General features: G+C 48.9%; 13 protein-coding genes. 8 read left to right on the forward strand and 5 right to left on the reverse strand.

Translation table 11 applies throughout. From position 1 onward, the window contains the following. Positions 1-137 precede the first annotated feature (137 nt). The 4 genes from ACZYR9_RS19560 to ACZYR9_RS19575 form a co-directional block, all read right to left on the reverse strand. Entirely contained in the window at positions 138-1,469 is a 1,332-nt protein-coding gene (locus ACZYR9_RS19560) for a hypothetical protein (protein WP_488980144.1), read from the reverse strand. 110 nt (positions 1,470-1,579) lie between these two features. Then, positions 1,580-2,389, reverse strand: a complete 810-nt coding sequence (locus tag ACZYR9_RS19565) for an amidohydrolase family protein (protein WP_488980145.1) — start codon at positions 2,387-2,389, stop codon at positions 1,580-1,582. Next, complete coding sequence (locus tag ACZYR9_RS19570) at positions 2,295-2,738, reverse strand: hypothetical protein (protein ID WP_488980146.1); 444 nt, start codon at positions 2,736-2,738, stop codon at positions 2,295-2,297. The genes ACZYR9_RS19565 and ACZYR9_RS19570 overlap by 95 nt, the downstream gene beginning before the upstream one ends. A gap of 154 nt (positions 2,739-2,892) precedes the next feature. Beyond that, on the reverse strand, positions 2,893-3,588 hold the full coding sequence (locus ACZYR9_RS19575; protein WP_488980147.1) for a GntR family transcriptional regulator: 696 nt from the start codon (positions 3,586-3,588) through the stop codon (positions 2,893-2,895). Between the two features lie 465 nt (positions 3,589-4,053). Here ACZYR9_RS19575 and ACZYR9_RS19580 point away from each other — a divergent pair, with 465 nt between their 5' ends. From ACZYR9_RS19580 to ACZYR9_RS19600, 5 genes are all read left to right on the forward strand, one after another. After that, positions 4,054-5,367 (forward strand): Nramp family divalent metal transporter, encoded by a 1,314-nt coding sequence (locus ACZYR9_RS19580; RefSeq protein ID WP_488980148.1) that lies wholly within the window; start codon positions 4,054-4,056, stop codon positions 5,365-5,367. A 137-nt stretch (positions 5,368-5,504) separates the two neighbouring features. Continuing rightward, complete coding sequence (locus ACZYR9_RS19585) at positions 5,505-6,593, forward strand: amidohydrolase family protein (protein WP_488980149.1); 1,089 nt, start codon at positions 5,505-5,507, stop codon at positions 6,591-6,593. Between the two features lie 38 nt (positions 6,594-6,631). Then, positions 6,632-7,765 (forward strand): amidohydrolase family protein, encoded by a 1,134-nt coding sequence (locus ACZYR9_RS19590; protein WP_488980150.1) that lies wholly within the window; start codon positions 6,632-6,634, stop codon positions 7,763-7,765. Beyond that, positions 7,755-8,210, forward strand: coding sequence for a Rieske (2Fe-2S) protein (locus ACZYR9_RS19595; protein ID WP_488980151.1), 456 nt, complete (start codon positions 7,755-7,757; stop codon positions 8,208-8,210). Before ACZYR9_RS19590 ends, ACZYR9_RS19595 begins: the two co-directional genes overlap by 11 nt. Positions 8,211-8,375: 165 nt before the next feature. After that, on the forward strand, positions 8,376-8,837 hold the full coding sequence (locus tag ACZYR9_RS19600; protein WP_488980152.1) for a DinB family protein: 462 nt from the start codon (positions 8,376-8,378) through the stop codon (positions 8,835-8,837). Positions 8,838-8,920: 83 nt separating this feature from the next. Here ACZYR9_RS19600 and ACZYR9_RS19605 read toward each other — a convergent pair whose 3' ends face one another. Next, the gene (locus ACZYR9_RS19605) at positions 8,921-9,883 is read right to left on the reverse strand and encodes a D-2-hydroxyacid dehydrogenase (RefSeq protein WP_488980153.1); all 963 of its coding nucleotides are present in this window, start codon (positions 9,881-9,883) and stop codon (positions 8,921-8,923) included. 265 nt (positions 9,884-10,148) lie between these two features. Here ACZYR9_RS19605 and ACZYR9_RS19610 point away from each other — a divergent pair, with 265 nt between their 5' ends. From ACZYR9_RS19610 to ACZYR9_RS19620, 3 genes are all read left to right on the forward strand, one after another. After that, entirely contained in the window at positions 10,149-11,177 is a 1,029-nt protein-coding gene (locus tag ACZYR9_RS19610; RefSeq protein WP_488980154.1) for a Bug family tripartite tricarboxylate transporter substrate binding protein, read from the forward strand. 91 nt (positions 11,178-11,268) lie between these two features. Further along, positions 11,269-11,724: a tripartite tricarboxylate transporter TctB family protein gene (locus tag ACZYR9_RS19615; RefSeq protein WP_488980155.1), complete on the forward strand. Its 456-nt coding sequence runs from the start codon at positions 11,269-11,271 to the stop codon at positions 11,722-11,724. Positions 11,725-11,742: 18 nt separating this feature from the next. Next, positions 11,743-13,248, forward strand: a complete 1,506-nt coding sequence (locus tag ACZYR9_RS19620) for a tripartite tricarboxylate transporter permease (RefSeq protein WP_488980156.1) — start codon at positions 11,743-11,745, stop codon at positions 13,246-13,248. The last annotated feature ends 22 nt before the right edge of the window (positions 13,249-13,270 follow it).

The raw sequence follows: 13,270 nt of genomic DNA on the forward strand, positions 1-13,270 counted from the left end.
GACGCTTTTGTAAATCGCATGCGCATGAATGACGAACATCGGAAAGCCGTATGAGGGAAAACTTCACGTACGGTTTGATGAGGAGGGGCTGAAAAAAAAAAAAAAAAATTCAGTCCTTTACTCTAGAAGTGAATGGTTTAAATAAGCAGCAGAACCAATGCCAAAAAGAGAAAAAAGCTCAACGTATATAGAAGGTTCCATGCTGCGATACGAAACGTGCCTTGACGGATAATAATGGAGAACATATTCAATGTTCCGCTAAAAGGACCGATGGAAAACGTCATAACGGTACCTCCGACCAAAGCAATGGCCAAGTGCTCGGCCGAAATGCCCAATGCCAAGGGATTCATCGATTCCGCCAAAAGGGTGATCGCTGTGATGGGATGCATTCCCATAAAACCGAATCCGAGTGTGATCAAAGGGAGGATGAGCAAAAAAATGTCGGATCCGACCCCGTGATTGAACTGCAGCAAATACTCGGTTACGTAATGATTGTATCCGGAATATTGAAGCGCTTGAACGAAAAAACCGGTGCTGAGAAAAATAGCGAACTGATCCGCCATACCGGGCATTTTATGGATGATGTAAGATTTGCTTTCTCTCAAAAAAGCATTCCCCTGCTTTAAAGCCAAAGCCCAAAAGAGTGCACAGGGAAAAGCCAGAATCGATGTTGTCACTACAAGCCCCAGCGACCATATGCCGGTTAGTCCCACGTTAACGGAAATGAGCAGAAGGATCACAAGCACGATCTGCAATATTTTGGCGATAGGCTTTTGAGTAAACGGTTGATGGGAGGCTGTTTTAGGCTCTTGAGCCGAAGCCATTTCGGATAGGGTCTGGTTGTGTTCGTTCGACGGATTTTCCAGCGGCTTGCTTCCCGAACGCCGCTCACTTAACCAGAAAACCAACCAATTGAGGAATAGCCCCAAAAGGCCAATGATGAACAGCTTGTAGAAGATACTGGACCAGGGAACCTTCGTCGTTTCCAAAGCGATGGCAACTCCGCCGGAGAATGGGGACCAGGCAACGGAGACTACAAAACCGTTAATGATGGCCAAGCACAAAAATTTATTGGTATTTTTCAATCCGATCTTTTCCACTGCACCTTTAATACTATAGTACATGATAGGAATCGTAGCCAAATTCAAAATACTGCTGAGTAAAAACGAAATGGAACTAATGGTACGGTGTAATTGAGTGACGCTTCGCGTTTTTTTATTTAAGATCTGCTCAATGGACTCGTCGTAACGGCCTAATTTCAACGGAATGGCGAGAAACGGAAGCATGGCTAACAAAGAAAGCAAGTAGAGCATATCTCCGTAAAATAATATGTAGTTATACGGATCGATTCCTTTTTGCAATGCAAGCCAAGACCCTGTTACCAAAAACAAAAGCACAAAAATGTTGGAGGGTAAACTGGAAGTAGGGATCGATAACAAAATCGCAATGATGGACAAAATGGAAAGCATCGGGGCTAGCTGCTGCCAGTCCCCGATCTTATATAGTAAAAAGAATAAAACAGATAGGGTGAAGACAATAGAACGGGCGATTTGACTATAGCGTGATATGGTTCCCACCTCTATTGATGATGAAGATTTCTTGCCGGAAGGCGATAGAACGAACGGGCGTTGTCATAAAAAATCTTTTGCTTTAACGCCTCCGGGAATTTGGACGGGAACGTCAGGTCCGGCGCATCATAATCCCAGTGCGGGTAATCCGTAGCGAACATCAGCATCTCTTCCGAGCCCAAATGCTCGATCACCTGAAGCAGATATTCGGCTGTCGGCGGCTCCTCCATCGGCTGTGTCGTAAAGCGCATATGCCCGCGGATATACTCCGACGGCTTTCGCGTTAAGAAAGGCACCTCCTCGCGCAAGCGTTTCCAATGCTTATCCAGCCGCCACATCAGCGAAGGCACCCAAGCAAACCCGCCTTCGAGCATCACCGTTTGCAGATTCGGGAAGCGTTCAAATACCCCTTCGCATACCATGCTGATCACCTGGCATTGAAACGCCTGCGCCATGTTGGTATGGTCCTCGATGTAGTACGAAGGAAAGCCGGAGGAGGTTGTCGCGTTCCCGCCTAATCCCCCGAAATGAACGGCGATCGGCAGGCCGTGGTTTTCCGCAGCCTCATAGATCTTCCAATATTTCCGCCGGCCCATCGGTTCCCGGGTACGGGGCATCATCAGGACCTGGACAAAGCCGGGATGGCCGGCGACCCGGTTGATTTCTTCCACAGACAGCTCGGCATTCTCGTACGGGATGACAATGGAAGCGCGCAGCCGAGGCTCCTCATCGAGCCATTCGGCGATCTGCCAGTCGTTGACCGCCCGGGCCAGCGCCATCCACCCACCCAGTAGCGCGAAGAGCCGCGGCGCCGTATTCATCGTTAAGCTGCTCCCCGACCCGGTACAGGCAGTTGAGAATGCCATACTCCAAATTCAAGGGATCCAGCAGCTGCTCCCGCATGAAGCTGAGGTCGGAGCCGGGGATCTGGCCGTTAGGGGGCCAGGAGTCCGCCCGCGTTCCACCGGGATTGCCCTTGGGATAAGGAATATGGTTGGCGAATCCATGGTAGCTGCGCAGGCCGACCATGTCCATATACGTTCTCCATCGCGGAGAAAGATACGGCTTCAGCGCTTCGTTGGAGGGAACCTCATTGTGAATATCGCAGTCGATGAATCGGGTTCCGGTTTTTCGTTTAGACTCCTTCACCACAGCATTGAACATCGTCATGCTTCTTCCTCCTTACGGTTCATACTCACTGGACAGCATTAGAAATAGTTCATTGTTATTATATACAATATTATGTATACCTGTATACAACCAAACACATATTTTAGTTTTTTTGTATTGTGCTTTTCATCCACCGGCTCAAGATGGAGGCAGATTATTTTTGGGTAAATGCGTTAATCAAACTTTCCTTTGAGATGGCTATATGATTTTTCAAGACGGTTACAGCTTGTTCCGTATTTCCTTGCTTGATGAGCGTAATTATTTCCTTGTGCTCGTTCTCACGTTCGACAGCCGGCTCTAAAGTCAAAAAATATACGCGAAAACGGGAAATTGTATCATGAAGGGAATCAATGAACCGCTGAACCCGCTGGTTTTCCAGGGCAGATATAATCGAGAGATGGAAATCGGTGTTCATTTCTCCCCTCTTTTGCAGATCCCCCAGTTTACGATACTCTTCAGCCCGCTCGATCGCTTCCTCCATTTTCGGGATCAAGGGATGGTTTGCTGTCATTCTTCGCAAAGCTTCCGCTTCGATGATGGAGCGAACTTCATATACTTCGTGGATATCCTGAAGCGTAGGCATCGTGACAATCACTTTTCTTCCAGGCAAAAACGTGACCAGATTTTCCGTCTCCAGAATCCGGATCGCTTCACGGACAGGCGTACGGCTGACGGAGAGTTTGTCGGCAATTTGGTTTTCGCTTAGAAGCTGTCCCGGCTTTAGCGTACCGTTCAGGATTGCCGTCTTAAGTTTTTGATATACAACTTCGCGAAGAGGAGTGTAAGATGAGGAATAATCCAAGGGCTCCAGAGTGAAGTCGGTTGTAATGAGAGTGATTTGGTTATCCATAGTTATTACCTCTTCCTATAACAAATTGTGTTAAATATTTTACACTACGCAATACGATTGCACAACTTGCATATGATCTTACAATCATCGTTGACAAGGATAGAAGGCTAAGCTATATTCATGTATACAAGTATACTATGTTGTTGAGGTGATGCATATATATGGATCAAACGAAATAAGCATAGATGGGGAACAGGGAATTTTCAACATGCTGCCAAATGGAATGAATTTAGGTTTTCGGCGCAGGAGGAGGATCACTTCAATTGTGAGAGAGTTTAACAAAGAAAGGAGTAAATCCAAGACTAACTCATGAAAGCATTTGCTGTGGTGTCCATGAACTGTAGATCTAGGTGATCTCGGCCATCAAAGGAAAAATCCTTTCGATTATTGAAAACGCTTACTGCCAATTATTTGTTTGAATAGTATCATGGAGAATAACAATAACTGGTTAAAGGGGCATACAGTATGGCAAAACCTATAGAAAATCAGACATTGGAGCTGCAGCCGAAAGGCGGAGGCTTTTTGGAAACGCTGAAGAGCCTAGGACCTGGATTGGTTGTTGCATTTGCTTGGCTTGGAACAGGAGACTTGGTGGATTCATCCGTATCCGGAGCTAATTACGGATATGATTTGATGTGGGTGCTTTGCCTTGCGTTATTTTGTCGTTATTTCTTTGTTAACGCACTGGCAAAGTATCAATTGTGTAATCGTCATGGTGATGAAACGATCTTTCATGGTTTTTACCGCGTGTGGAAAGGATTTCCGCTTTTATTGGGCATCTCGGGTTATCTGATGGGTTTCGTTTATGTATCCTATATGATTCGCGGAGCAGGAGTAGCTTTATATCACATTTTTGGCGAGGTAGGCAATAGTTTTCTTTGGTCTCTGGCCGGAGTAGCTCTGGCGGTTTATGTGACTACCCGGCAGCGCCAATTGAAAGCGCTTGAATTGGTGGCGCGGACGGCTTGCGTCGTGATTATTCTAACTTTTATATTTGCCATATTTGAAACCGGTATTAATTTCGGAGCCCTCTTTGAAGGTCTCACCTTCGGTATACCTGCCAATAATGATGCGTTCGGAGCACTGCTTATTGCCGTCTCGATTATTGGGGCTGTCGGCGGCTCGGCGGCAAATCTCTTATATCCGTATTTAATGAGCGAAAAAGGGTGGAAAGGACCCCAGCAGCGCAAATTACAAATTATCGATCTCCTTACCGGAATTCTCGCGATCATGGTGATCAATTTGTCTATCTGGATTGTTGCTGCCGAAACCATGTACGGCCAAGGGCAGCTCATTCATAACGAGGTCGACCTCGCTTCCATGATGGCCCAAGCCGTGGGCCCGGTTGGACCTCTGCTGCTGTGGATTACCGTATTTTTCGTCTGCTTCACCTCTTATCCCACATTTTCTTTCGGATTTACCAAGCTGCTGCTGCATGGTGTTCATCTCTCGACAAAAAGGGGTGAGAAATATAAAAAACCGGAGGAGGATCCTAAGTTTAAGTGGTTTTCGGTTGGGGGACTTCTTCTCGTGCCGCTTATTTTCTCCATGCCATTCGCTCCCAATTTAGTCACTCTTACGATTGTAGGCAACAGCTTGGCTGTCATTACCGCGCCGGTCATTATCTTGGGAATTATTTTTATGACGTCCCGCAAAAGCATGATGTTACCCGATTATGTGAATAAATGGTGGGAAAATCTCATTCTTGGTATTGTTGGATGTATTGGCTTATGGGCAACTTACAGTTTGTTAAAGGTGTTAATCGAGAAGTTGGGTTAAGTACAGAAAGTGAGCCCATTTTCTGCCTGATGACAGATGGAAAAAACCGCAAAGACCTGTATACAAGTATACTTAAGGCCGTATATATTGATAGTAGACAATGATGATTCTCAAAAGCGAAGGAGCGTGCGTTTACGATGGATGAGCTCATGACGCAGAAACAAGCCGCTAACTCAATCCAAACAGGGATTATCGATTGTGACGTTCACAATGCGGTCCCTTCCATACAAGCCCTGTTCCCGCACTTGACCGATCGTTGGCGCGATTATATCGTGGAGCACGGAATCAAAAGCCTGGAGCCCAATTATTATCCCATGGGTGTGTCCCTTTCGGCCAGACCGGGCTCAGAGCTGCCTTCCGGCAACCCGCCCGGTTCGGATTTGGAGACGCTGCGCCGTCAGGTACTGGATCCGTGGAATGTACAGTATGCTATTCTCAACTGCCTTTACGGAGTACAGATGATTCACAATGAGGATTGGGCGGCAGCGATGGCCTCGGCGGTCAACGATTGGCAGATCGCCGAATGGCTGGATAAGGAGCCGCGGCTGCGCGCCTCGATGGTTGTCGCCAGTCAGAACCCGGAGCAGGCGGCAGAGGAAATTCACCGTTTGGGCAGACACCCGGGCTTCGTGCAGGTGCTTTTGCTGGTTCGCTCCGAAATGCTATACGGCAAAAAGCATTTTTGGCCGATCTACGAGGCGGCTCAGCAGTACGGGCTGCCGATAGGCATTCATGCCGGCGGAGTGACAGGCTACCCGACGATGCCGGTCGGTTGGCCTTCTTATTACCTTGAGGATTATGTCAGCTATTCGCAGGCCTTCCAATCGCAGATTGTCAGCCTGATCACCGAAGGTGTGTTTCAGCGGTTTCCTGACTTGCGGATTGTGCTCTTGGAAAGCGGGTTTACCTGGATGCCTGCGCTGATGTGGCGGCTTGACAAGAACTGGAAGGGCCTGCGTCGGGAGGTGCCGTGGGTGGACCGCTTGCCTTCGGAAATCATCCGTGAGCATTTCCGTCTGACGCTCCAGCCGCTGGACGAAGCGCCGGTGCCCGAGCATCTGCTGCAAACCATGGCCCAACTGCGTTCCGATGACATGCTGCTGTTTTCCACCGATTATCCGCACTGGCACTTCGATACGAAGGAAGAGGCGCTGCCGGCCAAGCTTCCGCCGGGACTGGCGAAGAAGATTTTGGCGGAAAACGCCCGTACGTTGTACCGTTTCTAATGCTGTCCAGTGAGTATGAAACGTAAGGAGGAAGAAGCATGACGATGTTCAATGCTGTGGTGAAGGAGTCCAAACGCAAAACCGGAGCCCGATTCATCGACTGCGATATTCACAATGAGGTTCCCTCCAACGAAGCGCTGAAGCCGTACCTGCCCCTGCGTTGGAGAAATTATATGGACATGGTCGGTTTGCGCGGATACCATGGTTTCGCCAACCATATTCCTTATCCCAAGGGCAATCCGGGAGCAATGCGGTCGGACTCCTGGCCCCCTAACGGCCAGATCCCCGGCTCCGACCTCAGCTTCATGCGGGAGCAGCTGCTGGATCCCTTGAATTTGGAGTATGGCATTCTCAACTGCCTCTACCGGGTAGGGGAGCAGCTTAGCGATGAATACGGCGCCGCGCTGGCCCGGGCGGTCAACGACTGGCAGATCGCCGAATGGCTCGATAAGGAGCCTCGGCTGCGCGCTTCCATTGTCATCCCGTACGAGAATGCCGAGCTGTCTGTGGAAGAAATCAACCGGGTCGCCGGCCATCCCGGCTTTGTCCAGGTCATGATGATGCCCCGTACCCGGGAACCGATGGGCCGGCGGAAATATTGGAAGATCTATGAGGCTGCGGAAAACCACGGCCTGCCGATCGCCGTTCATTTCGGGGGATTAGGCGGGAACGCGACAACCTCCTCCGGCTTTCCTTCGTACTACATCGAGGACCATACCAACATGGCGCAGGCGTTTCAATGCCAGGTGATCAGCATGGTATGCGAAGGGGTATTTGAACGCTTCCCGAACCTGCAAACGGTGATGCTCGAAGGCGGGTTTGCTTGGGTGCCTTCGCTGATGTGGCGGCTGGATAAGCATTGGAAGCGTCTGCGAGATGAAGTGCCTTTCATAACGCGCAAGCCATCGGAGTATATCCGCGGGCATATGCGCTTTACGACACAGCCGATGGAGGAGCCGCCGACGGCAGAATACCTGCTTCAGGTGATCGAGCATTTGGGCTCGGAAGAGATGCTGATGTTCGCCACGGATTATCCGCACTGGGATTATGATGCGCCGGATATGACGTTCCCGCCCAAATTCCCGGAGGCGTTAAAGCAAAAGATTTTTTATGACAACGCCCGCTCGTTCTATCGACTTCCGGCTAAGGAGGAACGTAACGATGCAAACTAAAGTACAAAAATATGTAGTCGCAACGGTAGATGAAATCCCTCCTGGAGAACGAAAAATCGTGAATGCTGGAGGACGGTCGATCGGTGTATTCAATGTAAACGGCGAATTTTTCGCTTTGAGAAACCGCTGTCCGCATGGAGGCGCACCGCTTTGTGAAGGGGTTTTGAGCGGATTTGTTCAATCCCGGGGCCGAGGCGACTACACCTATGCCCGAAAAGGAGAAATTATCCGCTGTCCGTGGCACCAATGGGAGTTCGACGTCAAAACCGGCCAATCCTGGTTCGATCCGGTAAAAACCCGGGTCCGTACTTATGAGGCCAAGGTAGAGGCGGGATGCTCGCTGACAGGTCATGCCGGAACTGAAATGCAGGAAGGGCCTTATATAGCGGAGACCTTCTCGGTTTCCCTGGAAAAAGATTATATCGTTATTGAAATCGAGTCTTAAGCGATGAAGGAAACAACTTGGGGAATTAACCGGTTGTTTCCTTCACTTATGAAAAGAAGCTATCGAATATTGGCGGCGTAGGAAAACCGCTTGCCCTTCAGTCTGCCGCAGGTTACTATAATAAAGAAACAAAATCCAATTTGGCGGTTGAAGGGGGAAAAGCGAATGGAGTCTATCGTTTTCAACCAGATCGAACTACATCGAAGCCGTACCTTAGCACTCATTACAGAATTGACCGAAAATCGGGCGGATATTGTCCCCCAGGGATTTAACAACAATATACGCTGGCATCTGGGGCACATTTTGACCACTCAAGAGAGGTTTGCTTACCGTTTGATTGAAGAGCCGCTCGGATTACCTGAGGATTTGATGAATTTGTTCCTCAACGGTACGAAGCCGGCAGACTGGCAGACCACCCCTCCGGATTTGCCGTCCCTGATCAAGCTTTTGCAGGAACAGCCGGGCCAAATCCAGAATCGTCTGCAAGGAAGGCTGGAGAAAGAAATCACGGTTCCATTTAAAGACTTCAAGCGGCTTGATGAAGTGCTTTTGTTTGGAACATGCCATGAAGCGATGCATGCAGGCTATATCATGGCTTTGAAAAAAGCGGTGGCCGCTCAAATGTAACAGATGACCAAAGCCCGGGAGAGCAGCAGCTCTGTCGGGCTTTTGCTGTGCGATGACATTTCCGGGTCCTGCAAGAGGCAGGCCTAATATCCTCTGCCGGAATGGAGAACATTGCTCATTTCGTTAGTTCTGCTTTGTACAAACTTGTTCACATTTGCCAGAAAATCCGCAGTGAACCGTTGATATCGTTGATCGCCCCCGGCAGCGCTGTGCGGGGTAATGATGACATTATCCAAATTCCAGAACGGACTCGTCTCAGGCAGCTTGCCTAAGGTGAATTCTTCAACAAATACGTCTAAAGCAGCTCCGGCAATTTTGCCCTGACGGAGAACCTCAAGCAGAGCTTCCTCGTTGATAAGAGCCCCTCTGGAAATATTGATAAGAAACGCGGACGGTTTCATCAGGTCGAATTGTTCGCGGTTGAGCAGCATGTGGGTTAGGGGAGTAAGCGGCAGCGTCATCACGATATAGTCGCTGACTTCAATGAGCTCATTCACTTTCCCGGCAGGCCGCACATGGTCGAAAGGGGGAACCTGCCTTCCTGTAGTATTCAGGCCGACTACGGTCATACCGAATGCCTTTGCGCGAATGGCTGCTGCGGTCCCGACATCTCCGGTGCCCAGTAGTCCGAGCGTCTTGCCGGAGAGGTTGACCATGCCTCCCGGATCTCTCCATATTTTTTCTCTCTGCTGTTCCATACAGGTTCGGCTCTTTCGGGAAAGCATCAGCATTTTGCAGAGAATGTCTTCTGCGATGGCGACGCCCATCACGCCACGAGCATTCGTCACCAGTATTGAGCGCTCCTCCAATCTTTCAATCGGCAGCCGTTCGATTCCGACAGAAGTGACCTGAACCCATTTTAATTCCCGGCAACGCGCGAGGAGCTCCGGCTGTAGCGTACGCTGATTTACCAACAGGATATCCGCATCAACGATATCCGTGCAATGCGCGAGCTCCTGTTCCATCTTTTGGACAACCTCGACATTCATCGCATAGAGATGCTCCAGCTCCGCTTGCTCCAATGGGTAAGTCGTAACTAATTTCATAAGGTATCCTCCTCCGAAAGAAAGGGAATGAATGACGAGTTAAAAAAAGACTGGACAAAAGTTGATTGACGGTTATATACTTTACTCAGCTAATGAATACGTATTCATGGATTATGATACCACATCAAGAGAGATTTTCAACTCCTATTATGTCAGGAGGGAATGAAAATGTAACCGTTTGCCTGGATGACTTTAAAGATTATTCCTGTAGTATATGTCAATATTTTTATAGCACCTACTTTACAAAGTATGGAGGTTTTTTCGTATGACAACAGGTAAAAAAATCTTAAGCGTCGCCGTTGCTATGACCTTGTTTAGCTCCCTAACCATTGCGTGTTCTCAATCCAAATCAGCGCCTGCAGGGACTTCCGCCAATGGCCAGGAAGCGCAAAAAGTAAATTACCCGACCAAACCGATTGAAATGACGATCGGCTTTGCTGCCGGCGGTCAGGCGGATATTGGAACCCGGCTAGTTGTAAACGCTGCCAATAAGCATCTTCCCAACGGCCAAACGATCGTTGTCTCCAACAAGACGGGGGCTAGCGGATCCATTCAGTTAGCGGAAATATTCCAGTCCAAGCCGGACGGTTACAAGATTGGTTCCGTAACGACAGGCAACCTCATTATTCAACCCAATTTCGGCAATACACCTTATAAGTCCGGCGATTTTGAGCCGATCTCTCTTTTAAATTCAGCCCCCAATATGTTAGTGGTTCAAAACGATGCACCATGGAAAACCTTTGACGAGTGGCTTGCTTATGTCAAGGCGAATCCGGATAAATTCACCTACGGAACGGCAGGCTCGGGAGATACGAAGCATGTCGCTATGGAAACATTAAATGTTACATTTGGAGTGAAGACCAAGCAGGTCGGATTCGACGGCTCTGCGCAATCCATTACGGCACTCCTCGGCGGACATGTCATGGGCTCCATCATTTCGCCACAGGAGGCTAAGCCTCATACCGATGCCGGCAAGCTTCGCGTGTTGGCGAATCTGGGGTCTACAAAGACGGATTTTTATCCGGATGCTCCTTTCTTGAAAGAATCCGGCAGCGGTTTTCCGGGATTTGATACATGGACGGGAATATTGGCCCCCAAAAATACGCCAAAAGAAATCATAACGATCTTGGATGATGCATTCAAAAAGGCCATGCAGGAGCAGAGCGTGATCGATGAATTCAAGAAAATGGGCACGGTTCCGACTTACGCCGGACCTGAAGACTTCAAGAAAGTGATTGAAGAAGCATCGAAAACAAGTGCTGAGATCATGAAGAAGGCGGGACTTATAAAATAACGCAAGCCATTTCGCGGATTCGGTTCAACCTCGAATGCGGGCTTATAGGTTGACCTTGTCGAAGCTCATGTGATGGAAAGCGGGGAATAAAATGAGCAAACAATATGCAGGAGTATGGGGCGGAGCTTTTTTTGCAGTATTTGGAATCGTCATTTTTGTTCAGTCTTTTTCCTATACCTATTCGAGCATGATGGGCCCGGGACCGGGAATGTTCCCGTTATGGTTAAGCGGAATGTTAATTGTACTCTCCATATGGAGCATCCTTCAATCGATCACCAAAGAGAAAACGACACTGGCGGAAATCTTGCCTAAAGGAAGAGAATTAAGGAAATTGGTCATTATTTTTGCCACCTTGGCCGGTTTCATTCTTGTGGTATCGTTTTTAGGTTTTGTTATTGCGGGGACCCTTTTTCTCTTTGCTCTGCTGGCCCGTGAATATAAGTGGTATATCAGTTTAGGCATTTCATTAGGATCATCCATTGTATTGTTTGTGGTATTCAATGTGATATTGGGCGTTCCGCTGCCAATGAACAGCTTAGGCTTTTAAGACAAAAGGGGGAAGGAAATGGAAACATTTCTCCAACTGCTGCAGGGATTTGAGACGGCTGCCACCTGGTCAAACCTGCTGTATTGCCTATTGGGAGTTACCGTAGGAATGCTGGTCGGCGTAATGCCCGGGCTGGGTCCGACGGCGGGGACGGCGATTTTGCTGCCCATTACGTTTGGAATGGAGCCGGTGCCTGCCATTATATTGCTGTCGGGTATTTTTTACGGCTCGATGTATGGGGGGACGGTAACCTCGGTCTTAATTAATACTCCCGGAGAAGCCGCCTCAGTGATTACATGTATTGACGGTCATCAAATGGCAAAGCAGGGCAGAGCCGGTACAGCCTTGGGAATTGCGGCGATCGGTTCATTTATCGGAGGGACCATCGCCATTATCGCACTTAGCTTTATCGGTCCTCCGCTTGCCCAATATGCATTAAGCTTCGGACCGCCCGAGTTCTTCGCACTTATGATGATGGGACTCATGATGTTAGTAGGATTGATGGGGAAATCATTAATACGTGGCTTGGTGGCGGCCGTTTTTGGATTGATTTTGTCTTTGATCGGCATGGATCCGGTTTCCGGAACGATCCGTTTTTCCTTTGGTCATCTGGAATTGATGAACGGATTGGATTTTGTCGTCGTGGCTATGGGACTGTTCGGGATTTCCGAAATACTGATCAGCGCTGAGAATGCGGCCAATGCGGGCAAAATACCGAAAATCAAGGGGTTGCTGCCGGCTAGAGACGAATGGAAGCCTGCGATGAAGTCTATCTCAAGAGGAACCGGCATAGGACTTTTCCTTGGATTGATCCCGGGGGCGAATGCGGTGATTGCCTCTCTCCTCTCGTATTCGGCTGAAAAGAAATTCGCGAAGGACCCGTCCCGATTCGGGAAAGGGGCCATTGAAGGGGTTGCCGGACCGGAAACGGCCAACAACGCCTACAGCGGTGCGGCGCTGATTCCGCTGTTTACCTTGGGCCTGCCGAGCTCCCCTACGGTAGCTGTGCTGCTGGGTGCATTTATTATGCACGGATTAACGCCGGGACCGACGCTTTTTCAAAGCAGCGGAGACTTTGTATGGGCCGTCATTGCCAGCATGTTTATCGGGAATTTGATTCTTCTGATTATGAATCTTCCGTTAGCGGGATTTTGGGGCAAAATCGCATTAGTCCCGTATCAGCTTTTATTTCCTTTCATTCTCGTCGTTTCGATGATCGGAGCTTACAGCGTGAACAACGATTTGTGGAACGTCGGCGTCATGCTGACCTTCGGGATCATCGGATACTTTATGAAAAAGTTGGACTACCCGCTGGCTCCTGCGGTACTGACCTTTGTTCTGGGTAAAGAAATCGAATCCTCGTTGCTAAGGTCCTTGAAAATCTCTGAAAACGGATTTTTAATCTTTTTCGAAAGGCCGATTTCCGCAGCTCTGATTTTGGTCACCTTAGTCATTCTGGCTTTTAGTATCATTACGGAGATCAGGAAAAAGAGATCCATGCTTGCAAGCGATGTTGAGATTTGAGGTTCAGCTCGGGCGAAAGAAG

The organism is Paenibacillus sp. F024, assembly GCF_057814255.1.